The organism is Pseudoduganella buxea, assembly GCF_009720835.1.
Taxonomy (GTDB): domain Bacteria; phylum Pseudomonadota; class Gammaproteobacteria; order Burkholderiales; family Burkholderiaceae_D; genus Rugamonas; species Rugamonas buxea.
The window spans coordinates 1-17816 of the sequence record NZ_WNKZ01000060.1 but is presented as its reverse complement, the minus strand read 5'-3'; the positions used below and the strand labels follow the sequence as shown (position 1 = coordinate 17816).

The 17816-nt window shown below is 59.4% G+C and carries 18 protein-coding genes and 1 tRNA gene; 14 read left to right on the top strand and 5 right to left on the bottom strand.

The window, feature by feature from the left end; all coding sequences use genetic code 11:
- The first annotated feature begins 53 nt into the window (after positions 1-53).
- From GM672_RS18680 to GM672_RS18665, 4 genes are all read left to right on the top strand, one after another.
- Complete coding sequence (locus tag GM672_RS18680) at positions 54-1742, top strand: isovaleryl-CoA dehydrogenase (RefSeq protein WP_155472047.1); 1689 nt, start codon at positions 54-56, stop codon at positions 1740-1742.
- A 101-nt stretch (positions 1743-1843) separates the two neighbouring features.
- A complete protein-coding gene (gene upp / locus GM672_RS18675; protein WP_155472046.1) occupies positions 1844-2494 on the top strand; it encodes a uracil phosphoribosyltransferase in 651 nt (216 codons plus the stop codon).
- A complete protein-coding gene (locus GM672_RS18670) occupies positions 2495-2848 on the top strand; it encodes an Hpt domain-containing protein (RefSeq protein ID WP_155472045.1) in 354 nt (117 codons plus the stop codon).
- A gap of 297 nt (positions 2849-3145) precedes the next feature.
- The gene (locus GM672_RS18665; protein ID WP_134383344.1) at positions 3146-3349 is read left to right on the top strand and encodes a cold-shock protein; all 204 of its coding nucleotides are present in this window, start codon (positions 3146-3148) and stop codon (positions 3347-3349) included.
- Between the two features lie 187 nt (positions 3350-3536).
- On the opposite strand, the gene GM672_RS18660 is transcribed toward GM672_RS18665, so the two are convergent.
- Positions 3537-4451 (bottom strand): LysR family transcriptional regulator, encoded by a 915-nt coding sequence (locus GM672_RS18660; RefSeq protein ID WP_155472044.1) that lies wholly within the window; start codon positions 4449-4451, stop codon positions 3537-3539.
- Positions 4452-4579: 128 nt separating this feature from the next.
- Here GM672_RS18660 and aceB point away from each other — a divergent pair, with 128 nt between their 5' ends.
- On the top strand, positions 4580-6172 hold the full coding sequence (gene aceB, locus GM672_RS18655; RefSeq protein ID WP_155472043.1) for a malate synthase A: 1593 nt from the start codon (positions 4580-4582) through the stop codon (positions 6170-6172).
- Here aceB and GM672_RS18650 read toward each other — a convergent pair.
- Together GM672_RS18650 and gloB are read right to left on the bottom strand one after the other, a co-directional pair.
- Positions 6169-6816, bottom strand: coding sequence for a 2-hydroxychromene-2-carboxylate isomerase (locus GM672_RS18650; protein WP_155472042.1), 648 nt, complete (start codon positions 6814-6816; stop codon positions 6169-6171). The genes aceB and GM672_RS18650 overlap by 4 nt on opposite strands.
- Before the next feature lie 51 nt (positions 6817-6867).
- The gene (gloB, locus tag GM672_RS18645) at positions 6868-7671 is read right to left on the bottom strand and encodes a hydroxyacylglutathione hydrolase (protein ID WP_155472041.1); all 804 of its coding nucleotides are present in this window, start codon (positions 7669-7671) and stop codon (positions 6868-6870) included.
- Between the two features lie 46 nt (positions 7672-7717).
- On the opposite strand from gloB, the gene GM672_RS18640 reads away from it, so the two are divergent.
- From GM672_RS18640 to GM672_RS18625, 4 genes are all read left to right on the top strand, one after another.
- The gene (locus tag GM672_RS18640) at positions 7718-8527 is read left to right on the top strand and encodes a class I SAM-dependent methyltransferase (protein ID WP_155472040.1); all 810 of its coding nucleotides are present in this window, start codon (positions 7718-7720) and stop codon (positions 8525-8527) included.
- Positions 8528-8537: 10 nt separating this feature from the next.
- Positions 8538-8978, top strand: coding sequence for a ribonuclease HI (gene rnhA / locus GM672_RS18635; protein WP_155472039.1), 441 nt, complete (start codon positions 8538-8540; stop codon positions 8976-8978).
- A gap of 68 nt (positions 8979-9046) precedes the next feature.
- Positions 9047-9748 carry a DNA polymerase III subunit epsilon gene (gene dnaQ, locus GM672_RS18630; RefSeq protein WP_155472038.1) on the top strand — a complete coding sequence of 234 codons (702 nt, stop codon included), beginning with the start codon at positions 9047-9049 and terminating at the stop codon, positions 9746-9748.
- A gap of 46 nt (positions 9749-9794) precedes the next feature.
- Positions 9795-9869, top strand: a tRNA-Val gene (locus tag GM672_RS18625).
- 936 nt (positions 9870-10805) lie between these two features.
- Here GM672_RS18625 and GM672_RS18620 read toward each other — a convergent pair.
- Together GM672_RS18620 and GM672_RS18615 are read right to left on the bottom strand one after the other, a co-directional pair.
- Positions 10806-11285 carry a chemotaxis protein CheW gene (locus GM672_RS18620; RefSeq protein WP_170300135.1) on the bottom strand — a complete coding sequence of 160 codons (480 nt, stop codon included), beginning with the start codon at positions 11283-11285 and terminating at the stop codon, positions 10806-10808.
- A gap of 230 nt (positions 11286-11515) precedes the next feature.
- Entirely contained in the window at positions 11516-12538 is a 1023-nt protein-coding gene (locus GM672_RS18615; RefSeq protein ID WP_155472036.1) for a hypothetical protein, read from the bottom strand.
- Between the two features lie 638 nt (positions 12539-13176).
- Between GM672_RS18615 and GM672_RS18610 the strand changes: the two genes are divergently transcribed.
- The 5 genes from GM672_RS18610 to GM672_RS18590 all read left to right on the top strand — a co-directional run bounded on the left by GM672_RS18610 (position 13177) and on the right by GM672_RS18590 (position 17719).
- The gene (locus tag GM672_RS18610) at positions 13177-13764 is read left to right on the top strand and encodes a hypothetical protein (RefSeq protein ID WP_155472035.1); all 588 of its coding nucleotides are present in this window, start codon (positions 13177-13179) and stop codon (positions 13762-13764) included.
- A gap of 74 nt (positions 13765-13838) precedes the next feature.
- Entirely contained in the window at positions 13839-14150 is a 312-nt protein-coding gene (locus tag GM672_RS18605) for a hypothetical protein (RefSeq protein WP_155472034.1), read from the top strand.
- A gap of 25 nt (positions 14151-14175) precedes the next feature.
- Entirely contained in the window at positions 14176-15243 is a 1068-nt protein-coding gene (locus GM672_RS29985; RefSeq protein WP_155472033.1) for a DUF7146 domain-containing protein, read from the top strand.
- A gap of 81 nt (positions 15244-15324) precedes the next feature.
- On the top strand, positions 15325-16395 hold the full coding sequence (locus GM672_RS18595; RefSeq protein ID WP_155472032.1) for a DUF932 domain-containing protein: 1071 nt from the start codon (positions 15325-15327) through the stop codon (positions 16393-16395).
- Positions 16396-17269: 874 nt separating this feature from the next.
- Complete coding sequence (locus tag GM672_RS18590) at positions 17270-17719, top strand: hypothetical protein (RefSeq protein ID WP_155472031.1); 450 nt, start codon at positions 17270-17272, stop codon at positions 17717-17719.
- The last annotated feature ends 97 nt before the right edge of the window (positions 17720-17816 follow it).

Below are 17816 nucleotides of genomic sequence, written 5' to 3'. Positions count from 1 at the left end.
TGTCGGCTTTGCGCTAGCCTGCCATGCATCGACCCGGTTGCCAGGAGCACGCGATGAATCCTTTCGACACCCATGAAGTGCGCAACCAGCCAACCCCGTTTGGCGACATCAACCTGTTCGCCTGCGACCCGGCCCTGCGCGAGGCTTTGCTGCGGGAGGGCGGTGCCGACGCGTTGCCGGACCTGGAAGCGCTGGGCCGGCGCCTGGGCCGCGCCGAGGTGCTGGACCTGGCGCGGCTGGCCAATGTCCACGCCCCCGTGCTGCACAATTTCGACCAGACCGGGCGCCGCATCGACGAGGTGGAATTCCACCCGGCCTGGCATGCCTTGATGACCTTGTTGATCGAGGCCGGCGCGCATTCTTCGCCGTGGGAGGCGCCCGGCCCCGGCGCCCAGGTGGCGCGCGCGGCCCGTTACATGCTGTTCGGCCAGGTGGAAAACGGCTCGCAGTGCCCGGTTACGATGACCTATGCCAGCGTGCCGGCGCTGCGCCATTCGCCGCGCCTGGCCGCGCGCTGGCTGCCGAAGATCCTGTCGCGCCACTACGACCCGCGCCCCCTGCCCATCGACGCGAAGCGGGGCGCGCTGATCGGCATGGGCATGACGGAGAAGCAGGGCGGCTCGGACGTGCGCAGCAACACCACGCTGGCGCATCCCGTGCCGCCGTCCGAGGCGCGCGCGCTGTTTGGCGACGATGGCGCAGACGTCCACCGGCTGGTGGGACACAAGTGGTTCTTCTCGGCGCCGCAGGCGGACGCACACCTGGTACTGGCCCAGCTGGACCCGGGAGGCAGCGCCGGCCTGTCGTGCTTCCTGGTGCCGCGCTTCCTGCCGGACGGCAGCCATAACCAGGTGCGCGTGCAGCGCCTGAAGGACAAGGTGGGCAACCGCTCGAACGCTTCGTCGGAAGTGGAATTCACGGGCGCCCACGGCTGGCTGCTGGGGCAGCCGGGGCGGGGCGTTCCCACCATCCTGGAAATGGGCAGCCACACGCGGCTCGACTGCGTGCTTGGCAGCGCCGGCATCATGCGCGCAGCATTGACGCATGCACTGCACCACGCACGCCATCGCCAGGCCTTCGGGCGCGCCCTGGCGCAGCAGCCGCTGATGCAGAACGTGCTGGCCGACCTGGCGCTGGAGTCGGAGGCCGCCACCGCATTCGCGCTGCGCCTGGCGCGCTGCTTCGATCACCCTGACGACGCGGCCGAGACCATGCTGGCGCGAGTCCTGACGCCTGCCGGAAAGTACTGGATCTGCAAGCGGGGACCGGGTTTCGGCGCCGAAGCGATGGAGGTGCTGGGCGGGGGCGGCTATGTGGAAGAAGGCGCGCTGGCGCGGCTGTACCGCGAGCTGCCCGTCAATTCGATCTGGGAAGGCTCCGGCAATGTCATGTGCCTGGACCTGCTGCGTGCCTTTGCCAGGTCGCCGCAGGCGGCCGAGGCGCTGGCAACCGAACTGGCCCTGGCGGGGCGAGGCGATCCGCACTATGCGGCGTTCGTCGAGCGCCTGCTGGCGGACCTGGCGGCGCCCGGGGATGAATCCGGCGCACGCGTGCTGGCCGAGCGCATCGTGCTGGCCGTGCAGGCGGCGCTGCTGCTGCGGCACGCGCCGGCCTGTGTGTCGTCGGCCTTCGTTGCCTCGCGGCTGGCGCGCGAACCCGGTGGCGCATATGGGCGCCTGCCTGCGAGTACGGACTGCGCGGGGATCCTGGCGCGCGCCCTCGTCGAGGATGCTGCCACATAGTGGGCCGGCGGCTGGCGGCGCCCGATTGTGGCGGCGAGATGGACAGCGCTTGCCTCCGGCTGGGATAATGCGGGTTACACCCGCCTAGAATGTTAGAAAATATGAAACAAGATCCGCGCTTTCCCAACCTCTTCATCACCGATCACCCCCTGATTCAGCACAAGCTGAGTCATATGCGCGACAAGTCCACGTCGACCCGCACCTTCCGCGAGCTGCTGAAGGAAATTACGCTGCTGATGGGTTACGAGATCACGCGCGACCTGCCGCTGACGACGCGCGAAATCGAAACGCCGCTGATGACGGTCGACGCGCCCGTCATCGCCGGCAAGAAGCTGGCCGTGGTGCCCATCCTGCGTGCCGGCATCGGCATGAGCGACGGCCTCCTGAACCTGGTGCCGTCGGCCCGCGTGGGCCATATCGGCGTGTTCCGCGACCCGGACACGCACCAGCCGGTCGAATACCTGGTGCGCCTGCCGGACCTGGTCGACCGTATCTTCATCCTGTGCGATCCGATGGTGGCGACGGGCAATTCGGCCGTCCACGCCGTCGACGTGCTGAAGAGCCGCGGCGTGCAGGACGACCAGATCATCTTCCTGGCCCTGGTGGCCGCGCCGGAAGGCATCACCGTGTTCCAGAATTCCCACCCGGGCGTGAAGATCTACTGCGCTTCGCTGGACTCGCACCTGAACGAACACGCCTATATCGTGCCGGGCCTGGGCGACGCGGGCGACCGTATCTTCGGTACCAAGTAAATGGCGCAGCCGGCCGATCCCGCATTCCGCCAGCACCTGCAGGCCCTGGGCGAAAAGTACCGCGCCAGCATTCCGCAGCGGATGGCGGCCATTGCCGCGGCGCTCGATGGCGCGGGCAGCGTGCCCGCCGTGAGTGCACTGGAAGCACTGCACGAAAGCCTGCACGTGGTGGCCGGCTCGGCCGGCTCGTTCGGCTTCGCCGTGCTGGGCGAGCAGGCGCGCCGCCTGGAGCAGCTGGTGCGGCAAGTCATGGCCGGCGAAGCGGCGTGGGAGGGGGTGCCGGAGCAGATCCGTGCCTACCTGGCGTGGGCCGAGCGCGATCCCCAAGGCGTTGCTTACGCACCGCACGATTGACATATGTCAAACGCCGGGCGGGATTATTGTCTATAGTTACACATATGCCGAGCGAAACAGCCGGGCAAATAGTGATCTAGGGCAGCTTTTCCGGGCCTTTTTGACGATTTAGCTCTGCTGTAGCAATTATTTTCGTAAAAACGTGCTGAAACCGTGACTCGTGACGTGCTTTTGGCGCCGTATTCGGTATAATGCGGGATCGTTTAGATTCAAGGGTAGTGCAGTTAGTCTGCCATTGCATACTTGCTTCAAACGATATCACGGGCGCAAGCTCATTTAACTGTAATAGGAATTGTAATGGCAACTGGTATCGTAAAATGGTTCAATGATTCGAAGGGTTTTGGCTTCATCACCCCTGATGAAGGCGGCGAAGATCTGTTCGCTCACTTCTCGGCGATCCAATCGACCGGCTTCAAGTCTCTGCAAGAGAACCAACGCGTATCTTTCGAAGTTACCGCTGGTCCAAAAGGCAAGCAAGCTTCGAACATTCAGCCTCTGTAATACGCTGGATCTAACGAAATAGAAAAATCCTCGGTTTCCGAGGATTTTTTTTCGTCTGTAGCTCGGGCGGAGGACTGGGTCTGCCTTCGTGCTTCGTGCTTTGGGCCTGCAGGCGCGGGCCTTGAGCCCGGCGCCAGGCAGGAACCTGGGTGCCACGTGTCGCGAGGCCGCAACCCTTCCGCCCGGTTCAGACCCGCAGCCCGTCAGCCCAGTACCCCGGCTGCGCATAACTGCGCCGCAGGAAGTCCACGAAGGTACGTATCCGCAGCGGCAGGTGTCGCCGTTGCGCGAAGACGGCGTAGATGTCGTTGCCCGGCGCCGAATATTCGTCCAGCACCGTCTGCAGGCGGCCCGCTTCGATATCGCCGCCCACTTCCCACATCGAGCGCCATGCCAGGCCCTTGCCGGCCAGGACCCAGTCATGCAGCACGGCGCCATCGTTGCAGCTCATATTGCCACCCACTTTCAAGGTCACGCTCTTGCCGGCGTCGCGGAAGGTCCAGCCCCGCTGGCTACCTTCGCTGCTGATGGCCATGCAATTGTGCTTGGCCAGGTCGGCCAGGGTGACAGGCGTGCCGTGGCGTTTCAAATAGCTCGGCGTGGCGACGACAACGCGGTGGTTGTCCGCCAGCTTGACGCTGACCAGGTTCGAATCGGACATGCTGGCGATGCGGATGGCCACGTCGACGCCTTCGCCGATCAGGTCCACCACGCGGTCGTTCAGGTTCAGGGTGACGGTCACTTCGCGGTGTTCAGCCAGGAACGACGGCACCAGCGGCGCCACATGCTGCCGGCCGAAGCCGGCCGGTGCGGACACGAGCAGGTGTCCCGTGGCGCGCGCGCTGCGTTCCGACACGGCCGCCTCCGCCGATTCCAGCTCGGCCAGGATGCGCTGGCAATCCTCCAGGAAGGCCGTGCCTTCGTCTGTCAGCGCCAGCTTGCGCGTGGTACGCTGTAGGAGTTTGACACCGAGGCGCTGCTCCAGCGCATCGAGCCGGCGGCCGATGACGGCCGGGGCGATGCCCTCGGCGCGGGCCGCGGCCGACAGGCTGCCCCGCGCGACAACCTCGACGAATGTTGAAATTTGCCTGAACTGTCCCATACGACTTTCCCGCCCCGCTTATGACAAAAACGCACGAATGAAGTGATTTTTTGTCTTGTTTATGTAAGTCTATAGTCAATATACTGGAAATCATCTAGTTGCACCACATACAGACCAAGGAGATTGCAATGAGCAGCATTACGTTACCGGCAGGAATGGAAATCAAGGGCGAGATCAGCGCCGGCTTCGAGCGGGTCTTGACCCCGGAAGCGCTGGCCCTGGTGGCCAAGCTGTCGCGCGAATTCGAGCCGCGCCGGCAACAGTTGCTGGCTGCCCGCGTCGAGCGCGCGCGCCGCCTGGATGCGGGCGAGCGTCCCGACTTCCTGGCCGAAACGGCCCATATCCGTGCCGGCGACTGGAAGATCGCGCCGATCCCCGCCGCGCTGGAATGCCGCCGTGTGGAAATCACGGGCCCCGTCGAACGCAAGATGGTCATCAACGCGCTGAACTCCGGCGCGGACAGCTACATGACGGACTTCGAGGACTCCAACACGCCGAACTGGCATAACCAGATCGACGGCCAGATCAACATGATGGACGCCGTGCGCGGTACCATCGCGCTGGAACAGAACGGCAAGTCGTACAAGCTGAACGCGAAGACCGCGACCCTGGTCGTGCGCCCACGGGGCTGGCACCTGGACGAGAAGCACGTGCTGGTCGACGGCAAGCGCATCTCAGGCGGCATCTTCGACTTCGCCCTGTTCATGTTCCACAACGCGAAAGAGCAACTGGCCCGCGGCGCCGGTCCGTACTTCTACCTGCCGAAGATGGAATCGCACTTGGAAGCGCGCCTGTGGAACGACATCTTCGTCATGACGCAGAACGAGCTGGGCCTGCCGCAGGGCACGATCAAGGCCACCGTGCTGATCGAAACCATCCTGGCCGCCTTCGAGATGGATGAAATCCTGTACGAACTGCGCGAGCACAGCGCGGGCCTGAACGCCGGCCGCTGGGACTACATCTTCAGCTGCATCAAGAAGTTCAAGCTGGACAAGGACTTCTGCCTGGCCGACCGTGCCAAGGTGACGATGACGGCACCGTTCATGCGTGCCTACGCGCTGCTGCTGCTGAAGACCTGCCACAAGCGCAATGCGCCGGCCATCGGCGGCATGGCGGCGCTGATTCCGATCAAGAACGATCCGGAAAAGAACGAAACGGCAATGGGCGGCGTGCGCAACGACAAGGCCCGCGATGCCACCGACGGCTACGACGGCGGCTGGGTAGCCCACCCGGGCCTGGTCGAGCTGGCCATGACGGAATTCAAGAATGTGCTGGGCGACGCCAAGAACCAGATCGCCAAGCAGCGTCCGGACGTGGAAGTCACGGCGGCCGACCTGCTGAACTTCCAGCCGGAAGCACCGATCACGGAAGCGGGCCTGCGCTACAACATCAACGTCGGCATCCACTACCTGGGCAGCTGGCTGGGCGGCAACGGCTGCGTGCCCATCCATAACCTGATGGAAGACGCGGCCACGGCCGAGATCAGCCGCTCGCAGGTGTGGCAGTGGATCCGTTCCGACAAGGGCGTGCTGGAAGACGGCCGCAAGGTCACGGCCGACATGGTGCGCGCGATGATCACGGAGGAGCTGCCGAAAGTGAAGACGAACGCCCCGGACGGCGCCAGCCCGAACTACGAGCGCGCCGCCGCAATCTTCGAGCAGATGTCGACGTCGGAAGACTTCGCCGAATTCCTGACCTTGCCGCTGTACGAAGAGATCTAAAACTTACGCTCGGCCAGCGGCGGGCGCGCCAGGAATTCCTTCAGGCGCGCCTCGTCGATGCGGTGACCGGCCATGCGGCGCAGCAATGCGTCGATCCGGTCACCGCCCCAGAACAACTCGTTCTGGTAAGCAAACGTCGGCACGCCGAACACGCCGCGCGCAATGGCCGCTTCCGTGTTGTCGATCAGGGCCTGCTTTACCTCCGGCGTCATCGCCGCCGCCTGCAGCGCTTCACCGTTCAGATCGCATTCCCGGGCCACCTGCAACAGCACGGCCGGCCGCGAAATATCCAATCCGTCCTCCCAGCATGCTCGCGCCAGCGCGAAGGCAAAGCGCTTGCGGCTGTTCGGCGACGCGATCGCCACGCACATGCGCAAGGCCAGCAGCGGATTGAAGGGATGGCCGGGTGGCCCGCGGAAGGTCAGCCCCTGGGCGTCGGCCAGCCGCATCACGTCGCGGAAGGTCTGTTCGCGCTTGGCGGGAATTTCCGCCGGACCCTTGGTGCCGTGCGCCTTCAGCAGTCCGGCAAACAATACGGGCGTGATGTCCACCTGCACGCCGGCCGCCTCGATCCGGGCGACCTGTTTCGTTGCCAGCCACACGAAGGGGCTGATTGGATCAAAATAGAACTGGACAGTCTCCATGATGAACCTCCTCGTCGATTGTCTCGTATCGTGTCGTTCGGGTTTGCCCCGTCAGAAAGTATTCTTCCATTCGCGCAGCGCCGCGAACACGGCCAGCGGCGCAGCGTCGCGCGCGATCTTGCCGGCCTGTACCAGGGTGCGGGCGATGGCCGCTTCCCGGTAGCGCAGGAAGGGATTGGTGGCGCGCTCCAGCGCGATGGTGCTGGGCACCGTCGGCTCGCCCCGTTGCCGTTTCGCCGTCTCGACGTCCACGCGCGCGCGCAACGCGGCGTTTTCCGGTTCGACAGCTGTGGCAAAGCGCAAGTTCGACAGCGTGTACTCGTGCGCGCAAAAAACCTGGGTGTCGGCCGGCAGCGCCGCCAGCTTGTCCAGCGACGCCGCCATCTGCTGCGGTGTGCCTTCGAACAGGCGCCCGCAACCGCCGGCAAACAGCGTGTCGCCGCAGAACAGCATCGGCGCCGCGCCCGCGCGCACATAAGCAATATGGCCCTTCGTGTGGCCGGGCACGTCGAGCACCGTCAACGTCAGCGCCAGTCCCGGCACCTCCACCGTATCGCCTTCCGCCAGCGGCCGGGTGACGAGGGCAATGCCGTCGCGGGCCGGGCCGAACACGGGCACGGGCCACGTTTCCAGCAAGCGGGGCACGCCGCCGATATGGTCAGCATGGTGGTGGGTGAGTAGAATGGCAGTAAGGCGCAAGCCGAGGCGCTCCAGCGCAGCAAGAATGGGGCCGGCGTCGCCTGGATCGACGACGGCCGCATGGTGCCCGTCGTGGAGCAGCCACAGGTAGTTATCGTTAAACGCTGGCACTGCCAGCACGTGCAAAGGCTTGTCGAGCAGGCTTGTCGGGGTCATCGGCTGTTGGGTGAAAGTCTGGCTTACCGGGGCGCAAAAGGAAAACATGGATAGCGCAACATCGGAAAAATCCATTATAGCGCTGGACAGCTGGCTGCAAACGCCGGCCGGCGCGTACGTGCGGGCCTGGGAGCAGCGCGTGCTGGACGAATTGACGGCCGATATCTTCGGTTTCAATGCCTTGCAGATCGGCACGCCGCAAATCGACGCGCTGGCGGCCAGCCGCATGCCGCACAAATGGCTGGCCACGACCCGGCCCGCCGTCACGGCCGCGGGCAGCCGGCCCGTGGCGCTGACCTTCGATGCGGGCGAAATCCCGTTCGCCTCGCAAAGCTTGGACCTGGTCGTGCTGCCGCACGTGCTGGAGTTCGCCGCCGAGCCCCACCAGGTGCTGCGCGAAGTGGAGCGGGTCCTGATTCCGGAAGGCCAGCTGATCATCTGCGGCTTCAATCCGGCCAGCCTGTGGGGCCTGCGCCAAGTGACGGCGCGCCTGACGGGCGCCCACTACCTGCCCGAGGCGGGCGAATTCATCTCTATGCCCCGCATCAAAGACTGGTTAAAATTGCTGAATATGGGCGTCAGCCACAGCCATTTCGGCTGTTATGCGCCCGCCTGCCGCACCGAACCCTGGCTGGCCCGCTATGCCTTCATGGACCGCGCGGGCGCACGCTGGTGGCCTTACTTCGGCGCCGTCTACATGGTCCAGTCGATCAAGCGCGTCAAGGGCATGCGCCTGATCGGCCCCGCCTGGAGCAAGAAGGGCGCCAAGGCGCCCGTGGCCGTGCCCGCGGCCAACAAGCACAGGCGCTTGCAGGGGGACGCGGCGCCGGCATCGATCGAATCACTGAAAGAATAGAAACAGCAGAATGGAAAAAGTCGAAATTTTCACGGACGGCGCCTGCAAGGGCAATCCCGGCACGGGCGGCTGGGGTGCCCTGATGGTGGCGGGCGAGGCGGAGAAGGAACTGTTTGGCGGCGAACTGAACACCACCAACAACCGCATGGAATTGCAGGCCGTGATCGAATCGCTGCGTGCGCTGAAGCGCCCCTGCGAAGTGGTGTTGCACACGGACAGCCAGTACGTGCAGAAGGGCATCAGTGAATGGATTCACGGCTGGAAGGCGCGCGGTTGGCGCACGTCGACCAAGGAGCCCGTCAAGAATGCCGATCTGTGGCAGGCCCTCGACACGGCCCAGGCCGTGCACAAGGTGGACTGGCGCTGGGTGCGGGGCCACAACGGCCACCCCGGCAACGAGCGGGCCGACATGCTGGCCAACCGCGGCGTCGAGCTGGTGCGCCGCAAGTAAACCGGCGGCGCCTCCCGGGCCGCGCTTTGCTATACTGCGCGGTCGTTCCAGAACTTCACCAAGAATCCATGCGCCAGATCGTCCTCGATACGGAAACCACCGGTATCAATCCCAAGCTGGGCAACCGCGTCATCGAGATCGGTTGCGTCGAGCTGGTCGAGCGCAAGCTGACCGGCAATAATTTCCACGTCTACCTGAACCCGGACCGCGACTCGGAAGAGGGCGCGCTGGCCGTGCACGGCCTGACCACCGAATTCCTCAGCGACAAGCCGCGCTTCCACGAAATCGCTGGCCAATTGCGCGACTACGTCCAGGGCGCCGAAGTCATCATCCACAATGCGCCCTTCGACCTGGGCTTCCTGAACCACGAATTCCGCCTGGCCAACCTGCCGCCGTTCGACGAGTGCATCGGCGGCGTTATCGACACCCTCGTCAATGCGAAGGAACTGCGACCCGGCAAGCGCAACTCGCTGGACGCCCTGTGCGACTTCTACGGCATCTCGAATGCCCACCGCAAGCTGCACGGCGCGCTGCTGGACGCCGAGCTGCTGGCCGACGTCTACCTTGCCATGACCCGGGGCCAGAACAGCCTGGGCATGGACATCGAGGAAGAGACGTCGAGCGGCGGCGTCGTGCTGGAACAGGTGGCGCTGGCAGAAATTTTCGTACTGCGCGCGTCCAGCGAGGAACTGCAGGCCCATGAGGAACTGCTGAACGGTCTCGACAAGGCGGTCAAGGGAACTTGCATCTGGCGCACGCCGATTTCCTGAAGTCCCTTGACGGGGCGCAAGTCGCCCCCTATAATAATGCTTCTTCGGGAGGTTAGCTCAGGGGTAGAGCACTGCATTCACACTGCAGGGGTCGCAAGTTCGAAACTTGCACTTCCCACCAGAATTCTTTGTAAATTCAATGGCTTATCCTTAGGCCATAGACACCAAGTGGACCAGGTCATAGGTGCAGTACTGCAAAGTACTGCAAACCTCCTGGAACTGCTTGGCACACCCTGGTTCGTCCTGAGCCATTCTTTATCCCATTTCCGTTGATCATTTGCACAGCTTGCTTGATGAGCACGCGGCACCTAAACTACGCTTCTCAGTAATGTACAAGGGTGGCTTAAGTGCGTCTACTGCTTCTTCCTGCTGGCATTGGTCTCACCCTTGCTGTGTTCGGTGCTGAACTCATTGTGAGCGTCGTTGCATCGGTTTTGTTGTTTGGTTACCTCGTCTTTCGGTTCACGGAAGATCGCCACTGCCTACTGTCTATTCTGCTTACCTCCATCGGTACCCTGTGCTCTTTCTTTTCCTCACTTGGCGTGGATGGTGAAGCACATGTAGCCGCTAGCTCTTCCGATATCGTCCTTTGGGGACTCGTCGCCTCATGCTTTGTCCAGTCGTTAAGTAGCAGATTGCGCCACCTACTTGTCTGAGTTCGCCTTGCTCGTTATTCAGATCCCGTATTCCACTAAACGAGTTAAGCTGATCTGTTCATTGCTCATGCTGGCCATTTCACCAACATCAGCAGCGACAGGACAGACGACGCAACATGATACATCCCGAGCAAGTGCTGGTGGCTAATGTTCGGCGTTTCACAGCAACCCTTGGCGCGAGCTGTGGGGCAAATACTAATTTTATTACCGTCAACATGACGAACTCGGTGCAGCAGTCTCGGCTCCGACTGATCAAGGTGCATGGGTATTGCTGACCCTGTGTTTCATCCACGATCTGATGCTCGACCTACAGGCCGCCTTGCGGGGCGGACCAAATCACCGCGGGGGGCAGGGGAGGCGCGGCTGCAGCCGTGGCACCCACCGCACTCAGTTCTATGCGTTCATTGCAGAATGGGTTGCAGCAGCGTTGGGACATCGATTACAACGATGTTGCGGCCACCGATTGATTGATAGCCAATAATGAAATCAATATTCGCTGGCCTGCCACTATCGTGCGTCCTCCCATAAAAGGGTTGAGTAACAGCGCACTTCTCGATGCCCGTTACTTTTTCTACAATGATTCCACATACGCCGGTTGGCAACCGAACAATAATTACTGTCGGCGACAGATAATAGGTTTCCGATCTCTCGCTCTGCGCACGCAGATCAACGAGATGAACGAGCATGTGGCCCACTATAGCCGATCCTGAGCTGACCTCATTATCAGGATTGGTCCGAATCAATGCGCGCAGGGACCGTACTTCCTGCACCACGCTGAGTTCAACCGCGTATTCCACTTCCGCCACGTTGAACGTTATGTATTGCTGAAATACAGGGTGACGTTCTTGCTTTTCGACCGGTGCGAATCCTAAATTATTCATTATGTGCCTCCCTTCTAATGAGGATTTCATTCGACGAGTAATGAGGTGCGATGTATTCTGGCCAATTTGTTGCCTCAGTCATAAGTTGCAATCTAATCGCCACGCACGCGTCCAAATTGATTCATCTTCGATGCAACCGTTCGCAGACAGATAAGAAAATATTAAATGCTAAGGGTATGGAGGGGAGAGTGCACGCTCATTGCCGCAATGCCCGTCTGTACTCATCAGGCTTACGCGTCAGTGCGAGCTGTACCCGGGTCCGTGGAGAAAGCTTCGTTGTCTGAATGCTGGGTATCCCGACCCGAATGCTTGTCCAATGGGCTTCCAATGGCACTAGCTGAGGAAGGCTTGACTGGATAATCGGCCCGGGGTTCCATCTTGGATGCTGTTTGTAAGCCAACGGTCGCTGCACAGAGCTCCAGCGTGGCCGTATGCTCGCCGTCTGGCGAGGGTAACGCCTGATTAATGCTAGGGTATTGCGCACTGCCGACGAAATGCGGCTCTTCAGTCGTTCGAACTGTGTCCGTACGGTCCCCAGTGATGGTAGCATCGGCTGAGCTTATTTTTTTGGCGTTGTTGTCGTAGTTGCTCGGCTGCGGTGGGGCTCCCAGGCCGGAAACACCCTTCGCTCTGGAATCCGCTGCTTCATCGAGCTCTTTTGCTTTGTTCTGTAACTCCGCTTTAACGATCCTGGCCAACGTTGCTGTGCGTCTTACAGTCCGCTTTGCGCGAGATTTCTGCTCCGCCAGTTCCTTAGAAGTCAGAAATCCGTCGATCGCCAATGTTTCAAGCATCGGCATTAATTGATCCACTTTGGTGATGAGATCAAGAAATCGACTGTCGTACGTAGAGAATATGGATGCGAAGAGTCTTAAAGGTTGTACATCATATGACGCAAGTTCCTTAACGCTATGCTCCTCGCAACGTCGAGCTGCTGAGGCTAAATACTGATCAGCGAGTCCCGTTTGCTTCACCAATTGGCGACTCAACCTCGCTTCGGCGTCGTCCACAATCGTCGGATCCAGTCGCAACCGTGCAAAGACCATAATGTAGTGCATGCTCCTCTGCACCGTGTCAAACTCGTCTCGAAAGAGTCGCTTTGCCTCTGGGCTGGAAAATTCCACCGCGACTTTACGACTCGCGGACTCAAGAGTCCGTCTTGACGTTTTTCGTTGCTGGGCCATCAAGCGAACATTCGTTTCCCCGGCGTCCTGCAAGAATACTTGCGTGCTTTGAGTGCTTTGCGTGCTCATCGTACTCTCCTCCATCCGTCAAAAGGTCGCCCTCCCTATTTATCATGCAACGACAAAATCATACGCGCAAGGGCAGAATTCCTGGGAAAACGAACTCTTTTCAGGCGGCGTCATGGGCAATGCATTGGGGAGGCGGGCGAAGCGCTGGGGTGGTTCCTGCCAATTCATCCAGGCGACAATCTGTTTGACACAATAAAATTCACGTACTACATTAGGAGCATTGCGCCAACCACCAGGGCGGGCCGCCGAGGGGACGATTGTCCACCCTATACGGTGCCAAATGGATCCTATCGCAAGAGTTCTACAGGTGCACGCTGGCCGCGCCATATTAGCTATGTTCATAGCTAGGGTCAGCCTCCAATAAGTCGGACTTGGTAAGCCGTTCGACACTACAAGACCGCAACTGCATTCCGACCCCATGTTGGACAGTTCGCCCCAAAAGCAGGGCTTGCCTCTGCGACTGCAAAGACCGTTCGGTCAACTGCGCAAATATATCTGCAATCAGCATCGCCGAGTGGCATCTTCGTCGGTGCGACAGAAAATTTCAACTTAGGAGTTATTACTCGAAATTCTCACGTCGAAGCGCAATAGGGGCGCTCCGGCCGCACTTCGCCCTTATTTTTCCAAGAGGCCAAATCATGGAAACAACTCAATCGGCACAAAATTACTCAACGCAAGCCAGTCTGGATTTAGGTGACGACCTTCCACTATATGAGCTGGACGGCTCAATTTTTTCAGACGTAGAAGGCGACTGCGATAAAAAGATCGAATTCAGTTCACAGGAAATTGTCGATCTTCATTGGCGCCTGTTACGACAGGTCAGGCTACTCGCCGACCCAACGGCACCGCTCGACGAAAAATTTGAGATCGTGCGATGGGTTTTTACAGATCGCGACCGCGACCAACGGCCATTTTCATTCGTCAACTGTCTTCGTGTCGTGGGATGCAGCCCCCAGGCACGACTGCCCTTCTGCGGTCTAATCGACCCCGAAGAGGTGCGGGATTGGATCGCGGCGAACCTCAAGCGTTGGTTCCTGGAATCTCTGGCTCGTCTCCCCGCCTTTGCGCGCGAAATCGTAATGCGCAACCCGGAATGGGTTTCCGAGCAACTTTATATAGAGCCGCAATGGCTAAATCGTCAGATTCGAAAAATAGCGTTGGCGTCCTCCACGATGCGAAATGAGCAGCCGGTACAACGAGAGACCCTGGACCTGTTTGGGCAGTAGTTGCGTTGTTGGCTCAGTAAACGGCAAGATTTTCGCCCGCTCACGGATTACATCCGTGACCTTAAGAAACATGAATGACTATTGTAGAGGTTGTCATGGATATGATGCAAGACATAACCCATATTACTCACTTTCAGCTAGTCAAGAATACGAGTGATTTGGACTACTTCATCAAAGAACAGGAAATCCTGTTCAATCAACGGGGCCGAGTATTTCATCTCCCCGACGACAAGCCCGTCTGGATTGCCTTGGCTGAACACGGCTACGAATTCCGTGTGTACTATTTGCCAGGAATGTACGTGGATTATTTCGTGCCGTTCCACGATATCAATCGCTATCCGATCGGCCAGGCTATCAATCTGCAATTGCTTCGGGTCAATCGCTAACCGATGTAGCCCTAGGAGTTACGAAATGGACGGCGGCGATGTTGCTATTCAGGCTGCCGGCGAGCGATATCAGGAAATCGATAGACGCGCTCGCGGTCGGTGGACCGAGATATTGTTGGCGTTCGGCGCTGACGAAACCATGCTAAAGAGGAAGAATCAACCATGCCCAATGCCATGTTGCGTCGGATCAGTGGATCGATTTACTTATGACGACAAGTTTGGTGATGGTAACTATTTTTGCAGACATTGCGGCGCCGGAGGCGGATTTAAGTTGCTGATGGCCATCCGTAACTGGACCGCTAGAGAAACTTGCGCGGAACTTGAACGGTATCTCGGGGTTGCTGCGGAGTCCGCAAGAAGAGTCGTCCCAAAATCGAAGCAGCGGGACAGCTCGGAATTTATCGCTTTCCAGGTGGGGAAACTAGCAAAGGGCTCGTACGAGATCAGTACGGCAGATGAGGCGGGCCGCTACTTGGCGGGCCGAGGCCTCGTGATGACGCGATACCCTCAGTCATTACGCTTTCACCCATCAGTGGAATATTGGGATATCGATTCGGCGACTGGAAAGAAATTTTTGGTAGGAAGATATCCTGCAATGCTGTGCTGTATGGAGGATAAGAGCGGATCCCTTGTTGCGATACAGAGATTGTATCTGCAAGACGGTCGGAAACATCCAAAGTTGAGCTGCCGACGCATGCTAGGAAACGGTAACTCGGGCGCAGCAGTCCATCTGGGAACGCCAGCAAGTACGCTGGCGACTTGCGAAGGCGTTGAGAATGGACTTGCTATATATATTCGGTACGGCGTCCCAGTATGGCCGGCAATGAACGCGGGGAACCTAGAGAAATTGTGGATTCCAGATCACGTCACGAAGCTCAAGATTTATGGAGACAATGACGCCGATAGCTGCTACGACGGCCAAGCCTCCGCTTACGCTTTGGCTCGCCGGATATCCAAGTCCCGTAGGCCAGATCAGCGTGACGTGGAAGTGTTTATCCCGAAACGCCCAGGGTCAGATTGGGCAGATGTCTATTTTCAAATTGCCACGTATAAGCAATCTGAACCAACGAGCGGACATGTGAGTCGCGGCTAGGCAAGACTTGCCCGCGGTTCTAGGAAAAACGTGCGGGGTGTCTTATCAAGATTTCCCGCTTAACAGTCAAGGAGTTAATTTATGAAATGCGGAAAAAGCAGTATCGATTCCCTTATGAAGGAGCTTGAGAGACAAGCTTTATCGAAAAAAGATATGATCGTGCCGGCACCGAAAATGTCGCTGGATACTATGGCGAATGACGGCTGCCGCTTGATTGTTAAGGAACAGGCCGGGCCCCAGTGCTATGGTCTGACCGAGCACGCTTGCCAGCAACTTGCCAGCCGACTGGAAATTCCGACGGTGTACTTTCGGCGTATGCGGGAGCTTGAACCACGTCTGCTGGACATTAACGTCAATTGGTGGCTCGACCGCCAACCGGATGTGAAGTATATGGTGCGTGTGCTCGATGGCAAGGCGAGAGCGATCCTCTCCAATCGCTATCGCCGTCTCGATAACTTTGAACTCGCACAGTTTGTTGTGCCGGTTTTACAAAACCTTCCGGGTGCAATCTTCGAGTCGCTCGAGCTGACGGATCGCCGTTTTTATGTGAAAGTGGTATGCAGGTCTGTCGAGTTCGAAATTCAGCCTGGTGATATCGTCCAGGCTGGGGTCGTCGTTTGCAATTCGGAAGTCGGCTGCGGGGCGACATATGTGAAGCCTCTCATCTACCGATTGATATGCAAGAACGGTCTAATCGCCAGTGACCGGACACTGCTACGAAACCATCTGGGACGGGCCATCGGGGGGGACTTCGATGATGCGACGGTATTTGCCGACGAAACCCTGGCCGCGGACGATCAGGCGTTCTTTCTCCGCATGCGCGATATCGTCAGGGCAGCGGTTTCCGAGGTGACGTTCACGATGCTGTCGGAGAAATTAAAGAACACCCTCGGGATCCAGCTCACCGGCGATACCGAGGCCGCAGTCGAAGTGCTCGGCAATAAGTATGGCATGCTCGATGCTGAGCGCTCTGGGGTCTTGCTTCGCCTGCAGGCGAATAACGATCCTACCGGTTATGGGCTGATCAACGCTGTCACTGAATACGCCCAGATGATCCCGGACTATGATCGCGCTACGGAGTTCGAAGAGATCGGCGGGAAGTTGCTCGATCTACCCATTCGCGAATGGAGGCAATTAGCTAGGGCTGCTTAGGCGACCTCGCTCCGTGTTTGGCCAGCCATAGCAATTTCGGCTGGCTTTTTTTCGCTATAGTGGGTGAGTTAAGAAGGTTCGCGATGCCAGAGCGGTCAGGAGCTATCTTGTCGGCTGTTTAATCACGCAATATCGAAGTACAACTATTCGGCGGAAACCACCTATCTGATTGGTGACTTCGGTGACGATTTGGAGCGCGAACACACGACCGTGCATCTGCAGGGGTAGTTGGACAAGCAGGGTGTCACCGTACTGGAAGCTCGCCGTCGGCTACACATTTGCAGGCTTGGCTGCAGGTTGCGGACACAGCGGTCACCGGATTGCCGGCAATGGCTGTGCGCGCACGCAGCCCCGTAGTTCGTCGCAGCTTGCTCGAACAGCATTTCGCCTTGGCCTAACGTTTGGATGACGTAGATGTTCCAGTCGTCGCTATTCGGCGCGGTACGGCGGCCCCAGATAGTTGCCTTCTCCGGCGCGCCAGGTGACCCCGCTTGTGCGAGGGCCCCGGGATATCGTTGGTGTTTCTTTCTTGACCGCAACCAGCGTACAATCGCGGCTTCCCTATTTGACTTCAAAGCCAGGCATGCGCAGAGTAAAACGCACCTCAGTTCGGCTGATTCCGTCCCTGGCAGCAAGTGCGCCGAATTTGCTCGAACAGAAGAAGGCGTTGCGTAGTTATTTCGCCTTGCCCCCCGGTCGGAGGCAGCAACTTCGGGCGCCCGTCGACCTAAGTCTTGTCCGGCGCCCCGATGTGCTCAACAGCTTGCATTCCATGTTCGCTGGCAAATGTGCGTATTGCGAAAGTAGACTCGTTAGTACGGACGGCGTGGTCTCGCACTTCCGCCCGCCTTCGAACGCAGCGTCGTCGAAGAACATGCCCGATAGCCCTGAACATTACAGCTGGCTGGCCTACGAATGGCGCAATCTTCTGTTGCTGTGCGAACGGTGCGACGCGTTAAAGCGAAACTATTTCCCGGTGCACGGCGTGCGCGCAGAACCGCTCGGCTCATGGAACGACGCCCAGCGAACCGAACATCCGCTGCTACTAGATCCTTCAATTGACGAGCCTTACCGGCATCTTTGCGTTAACAGCCACGGCTCTATTGCCCACTTGAGCGAAAAAGGAATGGTCACGATTGCCGTACTCGGGCTCGAACGCCCGGAATTGCTCAATCGGCGGGGAGCACATTTCGCTGGTATTGTCGCGCTCCTGTCTGATACGGCCAGTGATACGGACGAGATGCTGAACAGGGCGATGTCCGATGACGCCGAATTCGCAGGCGTGGTGTCGCTGGGTAATCCCCCCATTTTTAGAGCACGCTAAAAGTAGAGGTTAAGCGGCAAGTGCCAATTTCTGTTTTGGCGTGATACCGCCGAGCGCCATATTGGGTCGGTCGTGATTGTAGGTCCACAACCAGTTG

Bases quoted from the DNA above. Each gene is read 5' to 3' on its own strand.
- aceB (WP_155472043.1), top strand. From the start codon at position 4,580: ATGAGCAGCATTACGTTACCGGCAGGAATGGAAATCAAGGGCGAGATC.
- GM672_RS18615 (WP_155472036.1), bottom strand. From the start codon at position 12,538: ATGAGCACGCAAAGCACTCAAAGCACGCAAGTATTCTTGCAGGACGCC.
- GM672_RS18595 (WP_155472032.1), top strand. From the start codon at position 15,325: ATGAAATGCGGAAAAAGCAGTATCGATTCCCTTATGAAGGAGCTTGAG.
- GM672_RS18660 (WP_155472044.1), bottom strand. From the start codon at position 4,451: ATGGGACAGTTCAGGCAAATTTCAACATTCGTCGAGGTTGTCGCGCGG.
- GM672_RS18670 (WP_155472045.1), top strand. From the start codon at position 2,495: ATGGCGCAGCCGGCCGATCCCGCATTCCGCCAGCACCTGCAGGCCCTG.
- gloB (WP_155472041.1), bottom strand. From the start codon at position 7,671: ATGACCCCGACAAGCCTGCTCGACAAGCCTTTGCACGTGCTGGCAGTG.
- GM672_RS18590 (WP_155472031.1), top strand. From the start codon at position 17,270: ATGCCCGATAGCCCTGAACATTACAGCTGGCTGGCCTACGAATGGCGC.
- dnaQ (WP_155472038.1), top strand. From the start codon at position 9,047: ATGCGCCAGATCGTCCTCGATACGGAAACCACCGGTATCAATCCCAAG.
- GM672_RS18680 (WP_155472047.1), top strand. From the start codon at position 54: ATGAATCCTTTCGACACCCATGAAGTGCGCAACCAGCCAACCCCGTTT.
- GM672_RS18665 (WP_134383344.1), top strand. From the start codon at position 3,146: ATGGCAACTGGTATCGTAAAATGGTTCAATGATTCGAAGGGTTTTGGC.
- GM672_RS18605 (WP_155472034.1), top strand. From the start codon at position 13,839: ATGACTATTGTAGAGGTTGTCATGGATATGATGCAAGACATAACCCAT.
- upp (WP_155472046.1), top strand. From the start codon at position 1,844: ATGAAACAAGATCCGCGCTTTCCCAACCTCTTCATCACCGATCACCCC.
- GM672_RS18620 (WP_170300135.1), bottom strand. From the start codon at position 11,285: ATGAATAATTTAGGATTCGCACCGGTCGAAAAGCAAGAACGTCACCCT.
- GM672_RS18640 (WP_155472040.1), top strand. From the start codon at position 7,718: ATGGATAGCGCAACATCGGAAAAATCCATTATAGCGCTGGACAGCTGG.
- rnhA (WP_155472039.1), top strand. From the start codon at position 8,538: ATGGAAAAAGTCGAAATTTTCACGGACGGCGCCTGCAAGGGCAATCCC.
- GM672_RS18610 (WP_155472035.1), top strand. From the start codon at position 13,177: ATGGAAACAACTCAATCGGCACAAAATTACTCAACGCAAGCCAGTCTG.
- GM672_RS29985 (WP_155472033.1), top strand. From the start codon at position 14,176: ATGGACGGCGGCGATGTTGCTATTCAGGCTGCCGGCGAGCGATATCAG.
- GM672_RS18650 (WP_155472042.1), bottom strand. From the start codon at position 6,816: ATGGAGACTGTCCAGTTCTATTTTGATCCAATCAGCCCCTTCGTGTGG.